The organism is Phyllobacterium sp. NPDC097923 (assembly GCF_044760925.1).
Taxonomy (GTDB): Bacteria; Pseudomonadota; Alphaproteobacteria; order Rhizobiales; family Rhizobiaceae; genus Phyllobacterium; species Phyllobacterium calauticae.
Genome location: NZ_JBIWBL010000001.1, coordinates 532938 through 552070 on the forward strand (window position 1 = coordinate 532938; position 19133 = coordinate 552070).

16 protein-coding genes are annotated in these 19133 nt (G+C 60.6%); 9 read left to right on the forward strand and 7 right to left on the reverse strand.

Annotated elements, in window-relative coordinates; genetic code table 11:
• Positions 1–2: 2 nt before the first annotated feature.
• Positions 3–818 (reverse strand): pyrroline-5-carboxylate reductase, encoded by an 816-nt coding sequence (proC, locus tag ACIQWS_RS02725; protein ID WP_403169969.1) that lies wholly within the window; start codon positions 816–818, stop codon positions 3–5.
• A gap of 255 nt (positions 819–1073) precedes the next feature.
• Here proC and ACIQWS_RS02730 point away from each other — a divergent pair, with 255 nt between their 5' ends.
• Entirely contained in the window at positions 1074–3188 is a 2115-nt protein-coding gene (locus tag ACIQWS_RS02730) for a GumC family protein (protein ID WP_403169972.1), read from the forward strand.
• Positions 3189–3196: 8 nt separating this feature from the next.
• Here ACIQWS_RS02730 and ACIQWS_RS02735 read toward each other — a convergent pair whose 3' ends face one another.
• Positions 3197–4450, reverse strand: a complete 1254-nt coding sequence (locus ACIQWS_RS02735) for a sarcosine oxidase subunit beta family protein (protein WP_130268702.1) — start codon at positions 4448–4450, stop codon at positions 3197–3199.
• A 211-nt stretch (positions 4451–4661) separates the two neighbouring features.
• Here ACIQWS_RS02735 and folD point away from each other — a divergent pair, with 211 nt between their 5' ends.
• Both folD and ACIQWS_RS02745 read left to right on the forward strand, forming a co-directional pair.
• Positions 4662–5561 (forward strand): bifunctional methylenetetrahydrofolate dehydrogenase/methenyltetrahydrofolate cyclohydrolase FolD, encoded by a 900-nt coding sequence (gene folD, locus ACIQWS_RS02740; RefSeq protein ID WP_223611778.1) that lies wholly within the window; start codon positions 4662–4664, stop codon positions 5559–5561.
• 38 nt (positions 5562–5599) lie between these two features.
• Positions 5600–6562, forward strand: a complete 963-nt coding sequence (locus ACIQWS_RS02745) for a GlxA family transcriptional regulator (protein WP_403169976.1) — start codon at positions 5600–5602, stop codon at positions 6560–6562.
• Here the strand turns inward: ACIQWS_RS02745 and edd are convergent, their stop codons facing one another.
• From edd to zwf, 3 genes are read right to left on the reverse strand one after another with little or no spacing between them, the layout of a single operon-like run.
• Positions 6563–8380 (reverse strand): phosphogluconate dehydratase, encoded by a 1818-nt coding sequence (gene edd, locus ACIQWS_RS02750; RefSeq protein WP_403169979.1) that lies wholly within the window; start codon positions 8378–8380, stop codon positions 6563–6565. It lies immediately after the preceding gene.
• Between the two features lie 11 nt (positions 8381–8391).
• Entirely contained in the window at positions 8392–9090 is a 699-nt protein-coding gene (gene pgl / locus ACIQWS_RS02755) for a 6-phosphogluconolactonase (protein WP_403169981.1), read from the reverse strand.
• A 2-nt stretch (positions 9091–9092) separates the two neighbouring features.
• Positions 9093–10562 (reverse strand): glucose-6-phosphate dehydrogenase, encoded by a 1470-nt coding sequence (zwf, locus tag ACIQWS_RS02760; RefSeq protein WP_223611772.1) that lies wholly within the window; start codon positions 10560–10562, stop codon positions 9093–9095.
• Positions 10563–10721: 159 nt separating this feature from the next.
• On the opposite strand from zwf, the gene ACIQWS_RS02765 reads away from it, so the two are divergent.
• From ACIQWS_RS02765 to ACIQWS_RS02775, 3 genes are all read left to right on the forward strand, one after another.
• Entirely contained in the window at positions 10722–12197 is a 1476-nt protein-coding gene (locus ACIQWS_RS02765; RefSeq protein ID WP_346306967.1) for an aldehyde dehydrogenase family protein, read from the forward strand.
• A 54-nt stretch (positions 12198–12251) separates the two neighbouring features.
• The gene (locus ACIQWS_RS02770) at positions 12252–13001 is read left to right on the forward strand and encodes an SDR family oxidoreductase (protein ID WP_346306968.1); all 750 of its coding nucleotides are present in this window, start codon (positions 12252–12254) and stop codon (positions 12999–13001) included.
• 135 nt (positions 13002–13136) lie between these two features.
• Positions 13137–13982 carry an oxidoreductase gene (locus ACIQWS_RS02775; RefSeq protein WP_403169985.1) on the forward strand — a complete coding sequence of 282 codons (846 nt, stop codon included), beginning with the start codon at positions 13137–13139 and terminating at the stop codon, positions 13980–13982.
• 44 nt (positions 13983–14026) lie between these two features.
• On the opposite strand, the gene ACIQWS_RS02780 is transcribed toward ACIQWS_RS02775, so the two are convergent.
• Positions 14027–15631: an inorganic phosphate transporter gene (locus ACIQWS_RS02780; RefSeq protein WP_223611766.1), complete on the reverse strand. Its 1605-nt coding sequence runs from the start codon at positions 15629–15631 to the stop codon at positions 14027–14029.
• 131 nt (positions 15632–15762) lie between these two features.
• Here ACIQWS_RS02780 and ACIQWS_RS02785 point away from each other — a divergent pair, with 131 nt between their 5' ends.
• Complete coding sequence (locus ACIQWS_RS02785) at positions 15763–16887, forward strand: beta-ketoacyl-ACP synthase III (protein ID WP_346306970.1); 1125 nt, start codon at positions 15763–15765, stop codon at positions 16885–16887.
• 133 nt (positions 16888–17020) lie between these two features.
• Positions 17021–17641, forward strand: coding sequence for a YiiX/YebB-like N1pC/P60 family cysteine hydrolase (locus tag ACIQWS_RS02790; RefSeq protein WP_403169988.1), 621 nt, complete (start codon positions 17021–17023; stop codon positions 17639–17641).
• Here ACIQWS_RS02790 and ACIQWS_RS02795 read toward each other — a convergent pair.
• Positions 17626–18249 carry a TetR/AcrR family transcriptional regulator gene (locus ACIQWS_RS02795; RefSeq protein WP_403177401.1) on the reverse strand — a complete coding sequence of 208 codons (624 nt, stop codon included), beginning with the start codon at positions 18247–18249 and terminating at the stop codon, positions 17626–17628. The genes ACIQWS_RS02790 and ACIQWS_RS02795 overlap by 16 nt on opposite strands.
• 91 nt (positions 18250–18340) lie before the next feature.
• Here ACIQWS_RS02795 and ACIQWS_RS02800 point away from each other — a divergent pair, with 91 nt between their 5' ends.
• The gene (locus ACIQWS_RS02800; protein ID WP_403169991.1) at positions 18341–19132 is read left to right on the forward strand and encodes a crotonase/enoyl-CoA hydratase family protein; all 792 of its coding nucleotides are present in this window, start codon (positions 18341–18343) and stop codon (positions 19130–19132) included.
• Position 19133 lies beyond the last annotated feature (1 nt).

The window sequence follows — 19133 nt, forward strand, 5'->3', positions numbered from 1 at the left end:
GCTCAAACTTTCCCAAGTTCGATGGCGCGCTGGTGCGCCGCATGCACGGCCTCGGTCAGAAGGTTCTTCAGCCGGTCCTCGCCCATCAGCACCTTCAGCGCCGCAGCGGTGGTGCCGTTGGGGCTGGTCACCTGTTCGCGCAGCGTCGTCGGGGTGTCGGCACTGGCCGCAGCCAGCGCACCGGCACCATAAACGGTCTGCATGGCGAGAAGACCGGCGATCTCCCGCGTCAGTCCGGCGGCCACACCGGCCTCGGTCAGGCCTTCGATGAAATGGAACACATAGGCCGGCCCGGAACCCGAAACGGCCGTCACCGCATCGATCAGGCTTTCATCGTCAACGGAGGCGACGGCACCGCTGGTTTTCAGCAGCCTATCGACAAATGCCGCATCGTCGTCACCGACATGGGAATTGCGGAAGGTGACGATCATGCCCTTGCCGATTGCCGCCGGGGTGTTGGGGATCGTGCGAATGATCGCGGTCTTGTCGCCCAGATGCTTCTCGAAAAAGTTTACCGTAATGCCGGCAGCCACGCTCACGAATGTCGCGTGCCCGGCAAAGCGCCGGTAGGCGGGCAGGACGTCGCCCATCACCTGCGGCTTGACCGCAACAAGGATCACCCGCGGCTGAAGACTGGCGGCAAGCGATGCGGCGCCCGCGACGGCGTTGACCCCGAGTGTCGCTGCCCGATCCCGCAAGGCATCGGTCGGCTCGACGACATGGACCTGTCCCGGCTGCAATATGCCGGCATCCAGCCAGCCCTTGAGCATGGCGAAACCCATATTGCCGCAACCAACCAGAACCACGCTGTCAACCATTTGTCTTCTCCCAAATCATGTGGCCGCACTTTGATCCGGTCCTAAGCGCCGGGTCAACTGGGCAACCCTGCGGCCGGTGCACCGATCATTGAAATAATGGGAGACACCGCGCCGCCGCAGGGCATCTTCGGATAAATTCCCCGGTGTTTCACCAATGATTAACGATTTATTTCCCATAGAACTTTAGGTTGGGTTAACCGTAAGCCATGCTTCGGGGGTAAGGTATTGAACGGTTCTTATGGAGTGCGGACAGGAATGGGTGATCGGGACAACGGGATAGACAAGCGGCCACGACGCTCGCTGCTCTCGTTTGCCAGCCAGCCGGAAACGGCGGGCAGCGCGCCCGCACGCGTGGCGCCTGCAACACCCCCGCAAGCACCCCGCCGCGAAGACGATCTGGAACATTATCAGCGGATGCGGGCGCTGCGTCTGGCGGCCAGCAGCGAAATCACGCAGCTCCCCGCGCCGGCGCCCGATAATGCCCTCACGGATGAAGAGGCCGAGCAGATCGCCATCGATCGCATGCGTGCCGACATGGCGGCCATCAAGGCCGAACTCAACCGCCGGATCGACGATAACGCATCCGCCGCGCCGGTTTCGGCGACGGTTGCTGTTGATGCACCCGTTGCACCGGCGACAAGCCCCGTTGAGCCCGTTGCGGACAATCATGTCGCGATGAAACGGTTCATCGAGCCGTCCAACGCCCTCAATCGCGTCGTTAATTCCAAAAAACTGATTATCGCGACGACCCTGATCGGCACTTTGCTTGGTGCCGGCTATGCGATGACAATGCCGAAGCTCTACCCGTCAACCGCCGAACTGCTGGTCGACCCGAGCAACATCCCGTTGAGCGGGACGGCGCCTGTGCCCGGTCAGCTGCCGACCGAGGCATCCCTGGCCATTGCAGAGAGCCAATTGCGCGCCATCCGCTCGAACCGCGTGCTTTCCCAGGTGATCGACCGGACGGGTCTCGCCAAAGATCCGGAATTCAATGGCAATCTGAAGGACAAGGGCTGGCTTGCTGCCGTTCGCGAGCTTTTCTCGACCGACAGCACACCGGACACAGCGTCACGGGAAGCATTGCTCGTGCGCAATCTCTCCGACAATCTCACCGTGGAGCGGAGCGCGCAGAATTTTGTCTTCAATATCACCGTCAAATCCAGCGATCCGCAGAAATCCGCGCGCCTTGCCAATACTCTGTCCGATGTCTTCATCGAGGAGCAGCGCAATCCGTCACCGGGTGCGGCAGCAGCGGCCCCGCTTGCCGGGCGGCTGAATGAGCTGCGCAGTGCTGCGGAAGATGCCGAGAACGCGGCGCAGAAATTCAGGATCGACAACAATCTCGCCGATGCCCAGGGCGGACCGGCCGACGATGTTGCAAAGGCGGGCGATGCGCTCGCCGCCGCCCGCGATCAGACAATAAAGCTCAACGCGCAGGCTGCCGCCATTCAAGGCGCGTCGGTGGACAGCGTTCTCGGCAACACGGTGCCGGATGCGTTGGGATCCGACGCGATTGCAGCGTTGCGTTCGCAATATTCGGTTCTCAAGCAGCAGGCCGATACGCTGGCGATCAAGCTTGGACCGCGCCATCCGCTGCTCATACAGGCGCGGTCTGAAGTCGAGGCAATCCGCAAGGACGTACGCAGCGAATTGAGCCGGATGGCGGCCTCGGCGCAGGCTGAACTCAAGCGTTCGGTGCAGCGGGAGCAGGATCTGGCAAACCAGCTTGCGCAGCTCAAATCGCGCACGGCCGGAACAAGCGGGGACATGAGCCGGCTGCGAGCACTGGAGCAGGATGCCGCAACAAAGCGCGCGGCCTATGATGCGTATGCGCAGCGCGGCCAGGCAAGCGCGCAAAACGCCGATATGAGCGGCACCAGTATCCGGGTTGTTTCGCCAGCGCAGCCATCCGCCGAGCCCGCAGGGCCGTCACGCGGTGTTCCCGTGATTGGCGGCATGCTGGCTGGTCTGCTTGCCGGACTGGGTGTCGCAATGCTGCGCGGGTGGGGTGCCCGCAACCGACATGAGCCTTCACCAGCCGGTGCCGGAAATGACGGTCCGTTTGATCCGCCGTCGGGCGGAAAGCGGACGGAACATGGTACGGACAACACGGTTGCAGCGCCCGCCGAGTCACGCCTGGGTGCTGCCATCAAGCAGGCCCAAACGCGCAATTCCGCTTCCGATGCGGCGGAAATGGCCGATGAAGATGCGGCATGGGCCGAGGATCAGGTCGCGGTTGCGCAGCTTCTCTACGAATATGCCGACATGCATTTCGCCCCGCGCCATCATGACAACTCCAACATCGAGGACATGCTCGCAGATATTGCCGAGATTCGCGATGTGTTGCGCCAGCGCGCCGCCGGAGACTAAAGCCGCGTTCAGTGCAGGCGCGGCGTCGGCCCCATGCCTTTATCGTCGATGACATAGCCCCTGTAGAACCGGTCAAGCGTGAACGGCGCCGACAACGGATGCGGCTCGTCCTTGGCGATGGTCCAGGCGAAGCATTTGCCGGAGATCGGCGTTGCCTTGAAGCCGCCATAACACCAGCCGGTGTTGAGATACATGCCCGGCAATGGACCGGTGGTGATGATGGGGGAGCCGTCCATGGACATGTCCATGATTCCGCCCCAGGAGCGCAGCAGCTTGACGCGGGCCAGCGCCGGCATGAGGGCGACGAACTCGCTCATCACATCTTCTACCACGGGCAGGTTGCCGCGCTGCGCATAGGAGTTGTAGCCGTCGATATCGCCGCCGAAAACCAACCCGCCCTTGTCCGACTGGCTGAAATAGAGATGGCCGCCGCCGAAGGTCGCAACCGTATCAACGACGGGCTTGAGCGCTTCCGAAACAAAGGCCTGCAGGACATGCGATTCCAGCGGCAGCCGATCGACACCTGCCCGGCGCATCAGCTCGCTGGTGTGTCCGGCGACGGCACAGGCGGTCTTTTTCGCATTGATCGGACCGCGTGTGGTCATGACGCCGGTGACCTTGTCGCCGTCCTTGATGAAGCTGGTGACTTCGCAATTCTCGATGATATCAACACCGAGCTGGTCGGCCGCACGGGCATAGGCCCACACCACCGCGTCGTGGCGCGCGGTTCCCGCGCTGCGCTGCATCAGGCCGCCAATGATCGGAAACCGCGCCGATGCACTGGTGTCGAGACCGGGAATGAGTTTTTCCAGCTGTTTGGGATTCATCAGTTCGCAATCGATGCCGTTGAGCCGCATCTGGTTGCCGCGTCTGACATAGACATCGAGTTGCGGGAGGTTGTGCGCAAGGTTGACCACGCCGCGCTGCGAGAACATCACATTGTAGTTGAGGTCGTGCGACATGGTTTCCCAGAGCTTCATGGATGCTTCGTAGAAGTGCTGGTTTTCCGTCAGGAGATAATTGGAGCGCACCGCCGTCGTGTTGCGGCCGATATTGCCGGAACCGAGCCAGCCCTTTTCCACGACAGCGATATTGCGGATGCCGTGTTCCTTGGCCAGGTAATAGGCGGTCGCCAGCCCGTGTCCGCCGCCGATGATCACCACATCATAGGCCGGCTTCGGATCGGGTTTGCGCCACGCAGGCTTCCAGTCCTTGTTGCCGTTGAGGGCGTTCTTGAGAAGGGAGAAAGCGGAATAGCGCATCGACGAATCCAGTTTGCGGGCGGAACAGTGTGATCATGCGTGGTTTTGGCGTATTCGCAAGCCCCAGAACCATCCTTGGGTCACATCATCGCATTGCCCTTATGGGCCGCTTTCGTTATTGCGTCAGTGAACGCCGTTCTGGCGGTATTGTATTGCCTAAGAATCCTCAGAATGACGTCCATTCCCGAAGCGCGATGCCCAGGAGCAGCACATGGCAGTGACGATTGATGGCAAGCAGATTGCCGAAGACGTGGTTTCAAAGGTCAAGGCGTCCGCCGCCGAGCTGATTGAGGTCACTGGCATCACGCCCGGTATTGCCGTGGTGATCGTCGGCGAGGACCCGGCCAGCCAGGTCTACGTCGCCTCGAAGGGACGCAAGGCCAAGGAGTGCGGCTTCCATTCCGTGCAGCACACCCTGCCGGAACAGACGAGCGAAGATGAACTGGTCAGGCTGGTGGAAACGCTCAATGCCGATCCGGCCATCCATGGCATTCTCGTGCAATTGCCTTTGCCCAAGCACATCGATTCCGGCCGCATCATCCAGACCATTTCGCCCGACAAGGATGTCGACGGCTTCCATTTCATCAATGTCGGCAAGCTGGGAACCGGTGAGCTCGACACCGCATTCGTCCCCTGCACGCCCGAGGGCTCGATGCTGCTGATCGACCGCATTCTCGGCCGTGATCTGTCCGGCCTCAATGCGGTGGTTGTTGGCCGTTCCAATATTGTCGGCAAGCCGATGTTCAACCTGCTGCTCGCACACAATGCCACGGTCACGATTGCCCACAGCAGGACGAAGGATCTGCCGGGCCTTTGCCGCAATGCCGATATTCTGGTGGCTGCCGTCGGCCGTCCGCAGATGATCAAGGCCGACTGGGTGAAGCCCGGCGCGACCGTCATCGATGTCGGTATCAATCGCATTCCGGCTCCCGAGCGGGGTGAAGGCAAGACGCGTCTTGTCGGCGATGTCGATTTTGCCGATGTGGCCCCCGTCGCCGGTGCATTGACGCCGGTTCCCGGTGGTGTCGGGCCGATGACGATTGCCATGCTGATGGCCAACACGCTGGTTGCCGCCCACCGCAGTGCCGGAAAAACGCCGCCCCGCTTCTAATTCATTGGTTTGCAACCGGATTGTCGTTAGAACAGCATATGCCCGAAGCCCTCAAGGTCAGTAGAACCTTCGCTTTTCTGCTTGTCGACAAATTCCCGATGTTCAGCCTTGCCGCTGCCATCGATACGATGCGCACGGCCAACCGGATGGCGGAAGAGCCATTCTACGGCTGGACCACCGTGTCCGCCACGGGTGCGCCGGTGACGGCATCGAACGGTCTGCAGATCAATGTGCAATATTCGCTGGCGGAGCTTCCCGCCGCCGATATTTTCTTCATCTGCGCCGGGCTGACCACGGAGTTTGAAGAAAAACCCAAGGTGATTGCAGCGCTGCGCAATCTCGGACGGCGCGGTGCGGCGCTGGGTGGGCTCAACATCGGCAGTTACATCCTCGCCGAAGCAGGGCAGCTTGAGGGGCATCGCTGCACGATCCATTGGGAAAACCGCGCTGGTTTTCAGGAGCGTTTTCCGCAGATCGAATGCACAGGCAATGTTTTCGAGATCGACCGCAAGCGCTATACCTGCGCGGGCGGGACGACCTCGATCGATCTGATGCTGGAGATCATCCGGCAGGATTTCGATCCCGGCCTTGCCAATGAAGTGGCCAATCAGTTCCATCATGAGCGCATCCGCTCGCAGACCGATCGCCAGCGCATCGGGCCCGAGCGGGACCTGACCGGAAAATCCGAAAAGCTGCGCAAGATCGTCGAGCTGATGGCCGACAATCTCGAACATCCGAAATCGGCGGTGCGGCTGGCCAAGGCTGTCGGCTTGTCCGTCCGGCAGGTGGAGCGCTTGTTCCTGCGCCATCTCAACATGACGCCGGGGCGCTATTACATGAGCCTGCGGCTGGAGCGGGCGCGCGAGCTGTTGCGCCAGACGCATTCGCCTATTCTCGACGTGGCGCTGGCAACGGGATTCACGTCCCATTCCTATTTTGCCCAGAGCTACCGGGCGCAGTTCGGGCGCTCACCCTCCGATGAGCGCCGCACCACCTATTGATCAGCCGAAAACCGAAGCGCCTTCGTCGGCGCGGCCCACGACATTGCGGAAGGCGGCGAACAGTTCGCGGCCCATGCCGTAGCTGTTATGGCTGAGGTCGACGACCGGTTCAGGACGGGCGGCGAGAACCTCAGGGTCTTCCAGCACGTCGAGCGTTCCGATTTCCGCGTCGAGCCGCATCATGTCGCCGTCGCGGATCTTGCCGATGATGCCACCACTCAAGGCTTCCGGCGTCACGTGGATTGCCGCGGGCACCTTGCCCGAGGCACCCGACATGCGCCCGTCCGTCACCAGCGCAACCATATGGCCGCGATCCTGCAGCACGCCGAGCGGCGGCGTAAGCTTGTGCAGTTCGGGCATGCCATTGGCCTTTGGACCCTGGAAGCGGACCACGGCGACAAAGTCACGGTCGAGCTTTCCGGCCTTGAAAGCGTCCTGCAGCGCCGCCTGGCTGTCGAACACGATGGCAGGCGCCTCGATGATGCGCCGTTCCGGCTTGACTGCCGATGTCTTGATGACGGCGGTGCCGAGATTGCCCTTCAGCATCTTCAGGCCGCCGGTTGCCTGGAACGGCTCCTTGACCGTGGACAGGACCTTCTTGTCGGCGCTTTCGCTTGGAATGGGATTGCGCTGCACCGTGCCGTTTTCACCGAGCTTGACCTCGATCGTATAGGCACGCAGGCCTTCGCCCCAGACGGTCTTGACGTCCTCGTGCAGCAGGCCCGCATCCAGCAATTCGCGGATGATGTAGCCCATGCCGCCGGCCGCATGGAAATGGTTCACATCGGCGAGGCCGTTCGGATAGACGCGGGCGAGCAGCGGCACCACGTCGGAAAGATCCGAAATATCCTGCCAGGTCAGCTTGATGCCCGCAGCCGCAGCCATGGCGACGAGGTGCATGGTGTGGTTGGTCGAACCGCCCGTGGCATGCAGCCCGATAACGCCGTTGACGATGGTTTTCTCGTCGATCATTTCGCCGACCGGCGTGTATTCATTGCCGAGCGCGGTGATGGCAAGGGCGCGCTTGGCGGCCTCGCGCGTCAATGCTTCGCGTAAGGGGGTACCCGGATTGATGAAGGACGAGCCCGGCGTGTGCAGCCCCATGATTTCCATGAGCATCTGGTTGGAATTGGCCGTGCCGTAGAAGGTGCAGGTTCCCGGTCCGTGGTAGGACTTGGATTCCGATTCCAGCAGTTTGTCGCGGCCGACCTTGCCTTCCGCATAGAGCTGGCGGGTTTTTGCCTTCTCATCATTGGGAAGGCCCGTGGTCATCGGACCAGCCGGGATGAACACGGCGGGCAGGTGACCGAATGTCAGCGCGCCGATGACGAGGCCCGGCACGATCTTGTCGCAGACGCCGAGATAAACAGCCGCATCGAACATGTCGTGCGACAGGCCAACGGCCGTCGCCATGGCAATGACATCGCGGGAAAACAGCGACAGGTCCATGCCCGGCTGTCCCTGGGTCACGCCATCGCACATGGCCGGCACGCCACCGGCAACCTGCGCCACGCCGCCCGCCTCGTGCACGGCCGCCTTTATCAGCTGCGGATAGGTTTCGAACGGCTGATGCGCCGACAGCATGTCGTTGTATGAGGTGATGATACCGATATTGGGCACAACATCGCCAGCCAGCGCGGCCTTGTCGGACGGTCCGCAGGCGGCAAAGCCGTGGGCGAGATTGGCGCAGGCCAATGCAGAGCGTTTAGGCTTGTGGGAAGCAGCCTCGCGCAGACGGTCGAGATAGACATCGCGGGTCGGGATCGACCTCTCACGGATGCGGTTGGTAATGCTTTTGACCCTTTGCAGGACGGTCATCGGTTTTCTCCTTATGGAGCCCAGAAAATCTCAAGATTGATGGGTGTGTGGCGCAGGACAGCGCGAATGGGCATGTCAGCGGTTGCCCCGTCGCCAAGCGCCTTGTCGAGAACGGCTTTTTTGCCGTCGCCTTCGATGTGCAGGACAACGAACCGGGAATGAACGATCACCGGCAGGGTGAGTGTCAGGCGCGGCTCACCGGCACCTTCCGCCTGCATCGGCAGGACGAGCGCCGGCTGCGTCATCGAAATCGCGTCGGCAAGGCGGTCTCCACCGGGGAAGAACGAGGCCGTATGACCATCGCCGCCCATGCCGAGAATGGTCACGTCGAAAGGCTGGCCCAGTGCGGCGATGGCGGTCGCCGCGGATTGAACCGCAGCGTCCGCATCCGCAGACGCATGATAAAGCCCGACGAAATTGGCCTTCGCTGCGGCATTCTGCAGAAGCAGCTCCGTCACCAGCTTCTGGTTGGAGCGATCATTGCTTGGCGGCACGAAACGTTCGTCCACCAGCGTGACGGTGATCCGGGTCCAGGGCAGGTCCTTGACCGACAGCGCCTTGAAAAAGCGGGCAGGGGTGGTTCCGCCCGATACGGCCAGAACCGCCTTGCCGCGCGCATCGCATGCGGCCTGCAGGTGTGCTGCAACACTGGTCGCCAGTGCTTCCGCAAGAGCGTTTCCATCGGCAAAACTGTTCAGTGTCTGCTGCATCATCATGTCTCGTGCCAGGTGCGTCCGTCGCGTTCAATCAAGGCGATGGCTGCGGATGGTCCCCATGTACCGGCGGTATAACCTGCTGCGGACTGGTCATTGTCGGTCCAGGCTTTCAGGATCGGATCGATCCAGCGCCATGCGGCAACAACTTCGTCGCGGCGCATGAACAGGGTCTGGTTGCCGCGCACCACATCCATCAGCAGGCGTTCGTAGGCATCGGGGCTGCGCACCTGGAACGATTCCGCAAAACTCATGTCGAGCGGAACGTGACGCAGGCGCATGCCGCCCGGACCCGGATCCTTGATCATCATCCACTGCTTCACGCCTTCGTCGGGCTGCAAGCGGATCACCAACTGATTGGCGACGACCCGGCCTGCGCTCTCGCCAAAGATCGAGTGCGGAATGGGCTTGAACGAAACGACGATTTCAGAGGCCCGCGTGGCAAGGCGTTTGCCGGTACGCAGGTAGAACGGAACGCCGGCCCAGCGCCAGTTGGCGATCTCGGCCTTGATGGCGACGAAGGTTTCCGTATTGCTCGTCGCGCCCAGTTCTTCCTGATAGCCCTTGACCGGGCCGCCGGCGGACGCGCCGGCGCGGTACTGGCCGCGCACGGTCAGCTCTTCGGCATTCTTGCCATCGATGCGGGCAAGCGAGCGCAGGACTTTCAGCTTCTCGTCGCGCACCGCATCGGCATCCATGGATGCGGGAGGCTCCATTGCAACAAGGCAGAGAAGCTGCAGCATGTGGTTCTGCACCATGTCGCGCAGTGCACCGGCCGTATCGTAGTAGCCGGCGCGGCCTTCAAGGCCGACTGCTTCCGCGACGGTGATCTGCACGTGGTCGATGTGCGCCGAGTTCCACAGCGGCTCGTACAGCGCATTGGCAAAGCGCAGCGCCATCAGGTTCTGCACCGTTTCCTTGCCGAGATAGTGATCGATGCGGAAAATCTGCTGTTCGTTGAAGACGCTGCCGATCGTGTCATTGAGCGCAATGGCGGATTTAAGATCGCGGCCGATCGGCTTTTCGACGATGATGCGGGTCTGATCGGTGATCAGCTCATATTTCTTCAAGCGGCTGGCAATGTCGCCGAACAGGCTCGGGCTGACCGCGAGGTAAAACGCCCTGATCTTCCTGTTCGCATCGCCAATCGCGCTCTTGAGATCGTCCCAGCCATTGTCCGATGTCGCATCGACGGCAACGTAGGACAGGCGCTGCAGGAATTGCTCCACCTGCTTCTTGTCGATCTCTTCCGGTTTGACATGTTCCTTGATCGCGGCTTCCGCAAACTTGCGGTAGTCGGCATCGGACATCGCCGAACGCGATGCGCCAATGATGCGCGTGGGCTCCGTCAACTGGCCGTCCCGCTGGCGCTGATAGAGCGCGGGGATCAGTTTGCGCTCGGCAAGATCGCCGCTGCCGCCGAAGACGATGCAGTCAAAAGGTTCAACCGGGATAATCTGGCTTGTCATAAGATTAAGTCTCGCTATGCCAAAAATAGGTGTTCCGCTAATGCAGGCCTGTATAATCTAATCGATTTAAAAAGGCCAGCACCGATCCGTCTTCTGCGTCAAAATGCATTCCCAAGACGGTTCAATTCCAATACCATCGGCGCAAAGCAGGAACCCGTCATGGATCAGAATCTCTCTCGAATTGTCGCACAGGATAAGAATTTCCTGAATATCATTAATGGCCGGCGGGTCGCCGCACTCTCGCAGGAAACGATCACTGTTTTGTGTCCGTCCGATGGTTTGCCCTTCGCCACCATCCCGGCGGGCAATGCCGATGATGTGGATCGCGCCGTGCGTGCAGCGCGGCAAGCCTTCGAACACGGATCCTGGAGCCGGATGCCGGCCTTCGAGCGTGGCCGCCTGCTGACACGGCTCGGCCAGCTCGTCGAAGAGCATGGCGACGAACTTGCAGCGCTTGAATCGCGCGATACCGGCAAGCCGGTCCGTCAGGGCAAGGCGGATGTCGCCGCGACCATGCGTTACTATGAATTCTATGGCGGTGCCGCCGACAAGATTCATGGCGATACCATTCCCTTTCTCGACGGTTTCACGGCGCTGACGCTGCGCGAGCCGCACGGTGTGGTTGCCGGCATCATTCCATGGAACTATCCGATGCAGATCATGGCGCGCGTGGTTGGTGCCGCGCTGGCGATGGGTAACACGCTGGTCATCAAACCGGCCGAGGATGCCTCGCTGTCCACCATCCGTATCGGCGAACTGGCCATTGAGGCAGGATTTCCCGATGGCGTTCTCAATGTCATCACCGGCTATGGCCGTGATGCAGGTGCCGCACTGTCATCGCATCCGGGCATCGATTACGTCACCTTCACCGGCTCACCCGTCACCGGGACCGCGATCCAGCAGGCCGCCGCCGCGAACAATCGCGGCGTCACCATGGAACTCGGCGGCAAGTCGCCGCAAATCCTGTTTGCCGATGCGGACGTGGAAAAGGCCCTGCCGGTTCTGGTCAATGCCATCATCCAGAACGGCGGTCAGACCTGCTCGGCAGGAAGCCGTATCCTGATCGAGCGTCCTCTCTATAATGACGTCGCTGCCGCCCTTGGCGAGCGCTTCAGCAAGCTTGTCGCCGCACCGCACGACATGGACCTTGACCTTGGCCCGATGGTGAACCCGGCGCAGAAGCGCAAGGTCGAGAACTTCATCACCTCCGCTGCCGAGTCCGGGATCGAGGTTGTCGCCCGCGGCTCCATTCATGTGGATGCGCCGCTGGAAGGCTATTACGTCGCCCCCGTGCTTTTCGGCGCTGTCGATCCCGCGTCGGTTCTGGCACAGGAAGAAGTGTTCGGGCCGGTATTGTCGCTTTTCGCATTCGATGACGAAGCCGACGCCATCAGGCTTGCCAACGGCACCGATTACGGTCTCGTCGCGGGTATCTGGACGCGGGACGGTGCCCGCCAGCACCGTGTCGCCAAGAAAGTTCGCGCCGGACAGGTTTTCGTCAACGCCTATGGCGCTGGCGGCGGCGTCGAACTGCCGTTTGGCGGTTTCAAGAAGTCCGGTCACGGGCGGGAAAAGGGCTTTGAAGCGCTCTTCGATATGTCCGCAACCAAAACGGTCGTGTTCCGCCACGACTGACCGGGCCGACATCCGGAACAATCCCATTCAAGATCAATAGCATGAGGAAATGACATGACCCGTTTGGCAGGCAAGACAGCGATCATCACCGGCGCAGCCGCCGGTTTCGGCGAGGGAATGGCGAAGCGCTTTGCCGAAGAGGGGGCCAATGTCGTCGTCGCCGACCTGAACCACAAGGGTGCGGAAACGGTTGCGGCCGCCATCGGAAAAAAGGCGATTGCCGTAGAGGTGGACGTCTCGCGCAAACACGATATCGATGCGATGGTTGCTGCCGCAATGGATGCATTCGGCCGCGTTGACATCATGATCAACAATGCCGGGTTCACGCACCGCAATGGTTCCATGCTGGAGGTGGATGAAAGCACCTTCGACCTGATCACGGCCGTGAATATGAAGGCGATTTATTATTCAACGCTTGCCGTGGTGCCGATCATGGAAATGCAGGGCGGCGGCTCCATCATCAACACGGCCTCGACGGCGGGCCTGCGCCCGCGTCCCGGCCTGACCTGGTACAATGCGTCCAAGGGCTGGGCGATCACCGCGACGAAATCCATGGCGGTTGAACTGGCACCGAAGAATATCCGGGTCAATTGCCTGTGCCCCGTGGCGGGCGATACCGGCATGCTCAGCCTGTTCATGGGCGAAGACACCCCGGAAAAGCGCGCGCAGTTCAAGGCTTCGATCCCGCTCGGCCGCCTGTCGACACCGCTGGATATCGCCAATGCGGCCCTTTGGCTCGCTTCCAGCGAGGCTGAGTTCATCACGGGTGTGGCGCTGGAAGTCGATGGCGGGCGCTGTATTTAGGCGGGATCAACTGATTTTGTCTTGAATCACGCCCGTATCGGCCTACATCCGGAGTGTCGTCCAATTTCCCCAATGGCTGTATTCGGCTGAACGTGATCCGATCAGCGGCGCGGCTCATCTTTCAAGGACATGATCATGACATCGAAACCTGTCTGGTTCATCACTGGCTGTTCAACCGGTTTTGGCCGCGAGCTGGCGCGCCATACGCTTGAGCTGGGTTATCCCACCATCATCACCGCACGTAATCCCGCACAGGTCGAAGATCTGGCGCGGGGCAATGAAGACAAGGCACTTGTCCTCAAACTCGACGTGACCAATGCGGACGATATTGCTGCTGCCGTCAAGGCGGCGGAAGCCCGCTTCGGCCGTATCGATGTGCTCGTCAACAATGCCGGTATCGGCTATTTCGGTTCGCTCGAAGAGAGCGACATCGATGAAGTGCGCAAGATGTTCGAAATCAACGTCTGGGGTCTCGTCAGCATGACCCGGGCCGTCCTGCCCGTCATGCGCAAGCAGCGGTCGGGGACCGTCGTCAATATTTCATCGATTGGCGGTCTCGTGGCCAATTCGGCCGTGAGCTTCTACAATGCCACCAAGTTCAGCGTCGAAGCGATTTCGGAAGCCCTGTCCAAGGAAGTCGCGCACCTTGGGATCAAGGTTCTGATCGTGGAACCCAGTGGTTTCCGCACGGACTGGGCCGGACGCTCGGCCAACGAGGCACCCACGACCATTGAGGATTATCGCGAGACGTCCGATCAGCGCATGCAGCAGATCAGGACATCCAGCGGCAATCAGCCGGGCGATCCGGTGCGGGCGGTCAAGGCAATCGTCCAGGCCGTGGAAGCGGATACGCCACCCCTGCGCCTGCTGCTTGGCAAGTTTGCACTCGCCGGAGCCCGCAGCAAGATTACCGAGCTGCAGCGGGATTTCGATGCCTGGGCCGAGGTAACCGAAGGCGCCGATGCGCCGAAGGGATCCTGATCAAGCGAAAATGGCCGGCATTGCCGGCCATTCTTCATTCTGGCCTAAATCAGCTGGCGCAGGATTACGAACAGCGTGAAGGACAGGGCAATCGACACCGGCAGTGTCAGCACCCAGGCCATCAGCAGGTTGCGCACCGTCGACATCTGCAGGCCCGAGCCATTTGCCACCATCGACCCCGCCACGCCTGACGAGAGAATGTGGGTCGTGCTGACCGGCAGGCCCAGCGTGTCGGCAGTGAAGATCGTGCCCATGGCAACCAGTTCGGCCGAAGCACCCTGCCCATAGGTGAGATGCGTCTTGCCGATCTTTTCACCGACGGTGACGACGATCCGCCGCCAGCCGACCATCGTGCCCAGACCGAGGGCCAACGCCACGGCAACCTTCACCCAGGTCGGGATGAACTTCGTCGCATTGTCGATGGCCTGGTGATAGGTCTTGATGGTGGCAAGGTCAGCAGGCTGCATCGGCAGCAGCTTGGCCTTGTCGATCAGCTTCAACGCTTCGCCGGTCAGATACATGTTGTTGCGGGTGTTGCTGACCATGCCGACCGGAACCGTCGACGCGGAGCCGTATGGCGATATGCTGGCATTGGTCTGGTCAATGAACTGGCGCAAGGCGACGGTGGTCTCATCGCTCCATGTCTTGTTGCGCACCGCATTGCTGACCACCGCATTGGCGTCGGTGACGGTGATGCCGGGCTTTTCATAGGAGCGCAGCGTTGTCGCGGCTGCGGTCGCGGCGGACTTGTAGGCTTCGAGATAATTGATATCCGGGGTGCGGTTGAGCGCGAAGGATGTCGGCACGACACCGATCAGGATAAGCATGATCAGGCCCATGCCCTTCTGGCCGTCATTGGAGCCATGGGCGAAGCTGACACCGGTGCAGGTGAAAATCAGCAGGCCGCGGATCCACAAAGGCGGAGGAGTCTGGCCTTTCGGTGCTTCATAGAGCGCTTTGTTTTTGATCAGGAGCCGCATCGCCAACAGCAGCAGGGCGGCCATGCCGAAGCCGACGAGCGGCGAAATCAGCAGCGACATGCCGACTTCCGTGGCCTTCGACCAGTCGACACCGCTGGTGGCAGTGCCTGTCGGCGCCAGGAACTGATTGGCGAGACCGACGCCGACGATCGAACCGATCAGCGTGTGCGAGCTGGAGGCGGGCAGGCCCAGATACCAGGTGCCAAGGTTCCACAGAATGGCGGCGGTCAACAGCGAAAACACCATGGCAAGACCGGCGCTCGAACCGACCTGCATGATCAGTTCCACCGGCAGAAGCGAGATGATGCCGAAGGCAACGGCACCGCTTGCGGTCATGACCCCAAGAAAATTGAAAATGCCCGACCAGATCACGGCGATCTCGGCGGGCAGCGAATTCGTATAGATCACCGTTGCAACGGCATTGGCAGTGTCGTGAAAACCGTTGACGAATTCAAAGCCCAGCGCCGTAACCAGTGCAAGCCCCAGAAGAATCCACGGCACGGCGACCGAGCTGGTCAAATCCTGGGTGAGTGAATATCCGACATAAAAAAGGCCGCCGATCAGGATGGCGACCACCGCATAATTAGGCCAATTGCCTAAATTGCTTGGTTTGTCGAGCGGGTGTTCGTCTTTCAACAGACGTGTGTCAGTCGCATTGCTTACCGTCATCAGGAAATCCCCAGTATTTGCTTCAAACACTAGGGGGAACGCTAAGGCCGGCGCGTGAACTCTTGATGACAACTTGCGCGAGGGCGTTTGAGCGTCTAACGCTTGAGACAGATAAAAACTATGGAAACGCCATGCATAAGGTTGTCATAAGCGGTACCGGTGTCTTTACGCCGGAACTCTCCATCAGCAATGCCGAACTCGTTGAAGCATTCAACAGCTATGCCGCGCGGCAGAATGAAATCCATGCGGATGAGATTGCGGCTGGCACACGCGCACCGATGACGATGTCCGCGGAAGACTTCATCGTCCGCGCATCGGGGATCGAGCGGCGCTATGTGCTCAACAAGTCGGGAATTCTCGATCCGGCGATCATGCATCCTGTCCTGCCGGAGCGCAGTGACGATGAACTGTCTGTCATGGCCGAAATGGCGGTCAAGGCAGCAACCGCGGCGCTGGCCAAGGCTGGCCGAACCGCTGCCGACGTGGACGCCGTGATCTGCGCCGCGTCCAATCACGAGCGCCCCTATCCGGCGATTGCCATCGAGGTGCAGGAAGCGCTGGGAATACAGGGCTTCGGCTTTGACATGAACGTTGCCTGTTCGTCGGCGACATTCGGCATCCAGGCGGCGGCCGACATGATCCGTTCGGGGTCGGCCCGTGCCATCCTCATGGTCAACCCGGAGATTTGCTCCGCCCATCTCGAATGGCGTGACCGCGACTGCCATTTCATTTTCGGCGATGTCTGCACCGCAGTGCTTCTGGAGCGCGACGACCTCGCAACCGCACCGGACCGGTTTGAGATCATCTCGACCCGCTGCCTGACCCAGTTCTCCAACAATATCCGCAACAATAACGGGTTCCTGCGCCGCACGCGCGAGGGCCACATGACCGACCGCCGCGACATGCTGTTCCGCCAGGAAGGCCGCAAGGTGTTCAAGCAGGTCGTGCCGATCGTTTCCGACCTGATCCTTACCCACCTTGCCGACGAGAATATCGCACCGGCGCATCTGTCGAGGCTCTGGCTGCATCAGGCCAACAAGGGCATGAACGATCTGATCGGTTCGAAGGTGCTGGGGCGTGAACCGGAAGCGGGGGAACAGCCGAATATCCTGCAGGACTATGCCAATACGTCTTCGGCAGGCTCAATCATCGCCTTCTCCCAATATTCCGACGACCTCGCACCGGGCAGTCTCGGCGTCATCTGCTCCTTCGGTGCCGGCTATTCCGTCGGCAGCGTGATTGTGAGGAAGGTGTAGCTTGGCGGCATCGGAGCCTGTCACCACGACGAAAACGTTGCGGCCCGATCCGTCGGAGTTCCAGTCCGGTGATTTTGTGTGGCCGAAGAAGCCGGGCGTCATCGTTCCCTATTCCGCGGCCTACGCGCCTGACATGCGGCAGGTTCCAACCGATTTTTACGACAGGCAAAAATTCGAGACTGAGAAGCGTGCTTACCTGGAGCATGTGGCGAAATCCGACCGGAATTTCACCGCATCGCAAGAAGATCGGTTCAATCGGCTGAGTTTTGAAGCGTTTGCCAAACAATATCAGGGGTCGCAAACCCTGAATGTGGAGTCATTGGGAACGGGATCGATCGTCTACGTCGGACATGTGGCTGTTCTTGAAATTTGGGATGGCAAGCCGTTTGTGATTGAAGCCGTTTCCAGCAGGGGCGTTGTCAGGCAACCCTATGAAAATTGGCTTGCTTCCCGTCCTGGGGAAGAGGTCTGGCATGGCCGTGTTGCGGACTTGCCGCAGGAACAATGCTCAAAAATACCAGCCGAAGCAAAAAAATATCTTGGCCGCCCCTATGAATTCTTCAATCTGGATTTGAATGACGATTCCGGCTTCTATTGTTCCAAGCTTGTCTGGCTGGCCATCTTCCGCAGCTTGCAATTTGCCATCGATGACGATCCGGAGAGCGAGAGATTTTTCTGGTTCTCTCCCAAGCAGTTGATGAACGCCAGGCGAGTCCAGCTTCTCTACAGTCCCGGAAGCTATTTGGACAACTGAGGCTTGTTTGAAAGCGAATATCGCTCGGCATCCCTGATTTCAGACAGGCGAACAAGTGCCGCCGCCGCTTTGCCCGCCGCCTCGACATAGCTGGCATCACGATGGACAAGCATGATGGAAAAGGCCCCGTCCATCAGCAGCACGATCTGCCGGGCGAGGGCTGGCGGCTCTTCCACTCCGGCTGTTGCCAGAACATCCGCCAGCCACGCCTCGAATTTCTTCTTGTGCGCGGAACCGATCTTGATGGCGGGGTGGCCGGGCATGTTGGCCAGTTCGGCAGCTGTCCGCAGAAAACCGCAGCCCTTCCATTTTTTGTGCCGCGCAGCCCTGGCCAGATGGGTGAAGATCGCTTCGACCTTGTCCGCAATCGTGCCGTCCGCCGCGTTGAACCACTTGGCAAACAGCGCAAGATTAGGCTGGTCGCGTGACTGGAGATAGGCGGCAACCAGATCGTCCTTGCTCTTGAAATGATAGTACAGCGTCCGCTTTGTGAGCTCCGCCGCTTCCGCAACGGCATCCACGCTGACCGCACGGATACCCTCCGCATAGAACAGGCGGCTGGCAGCATCGAGAATGCGGTCGCGGGTCGGGTCGGATGTCTTTGGCATGGCGATAAAGTATACTAACCAGTGAATATACACAATGCGCATGGAGCACTACATCTTCGGCCTTGATCCTTCCCAGTGAAAGGCAATATCGATGTCCGATCCCGTGCTCTTCGAAATCAAAGGCAATATCGCGTTCCTGACCCTGAACCGGCCGGAAAAGCTCAATGCCCTGAACTACGCCGCCAATGATCTGCTGCTGCAGCTTCTCGATCGCATCGAGGATGATCCCGGCATCCGCGCCGTCATCCTGACGGGTGCAGGTGACCGGGCATTTTCGGCGGGCGGAGACATTCACGAATTCTCGCAGAGCATAAGCGAGGGCGTCGATAGCGCCGTCAAGGCGTTCGTGCGGCGGGGGCAGGCGATGACCGCGCGGATGGAGGCGTTTCGCAAGCCCATCATTGCTGCCGTCAATGGCATTGCCTTCGGCGGCGGTTGCGAAATCACCGAGGCGGTGCATCTGGCCGTTGCGAGCGAGCGGGCGGTGTTTGCCAAGCCTGAAATCAACATCGGCATCCCGCCAACCTTTGGCGGTACGCAGCGCCTGCCGCGCCTTGCCGGACGCAAGCGCGCGCTGGAACTGCTGCTGACCGGCGATACGTTTTCAGCGGCGAGAGCCCTGGAACTCGGGCTGGTCAACAGGGTGGTTCCCCACGGCGACCTGCTTCCCGCAGCGCTCGAGCTTGCCGGCCGCATTCTGCGTCATTCCCCGGTGGTGGCTGCTGGCATCATCACCGCCGTCACACGCGGGTTGAACATGCCCATCGGCGAGGGGCTGCAGATGGAAAGCGAACAGTTTGCCCGTGTCGCACCATCCTATGATACAAGAGAGGGACTGAACGCGTGGATCGAGCGGCGATCGCCGATTTACAGAGGCAACTAAG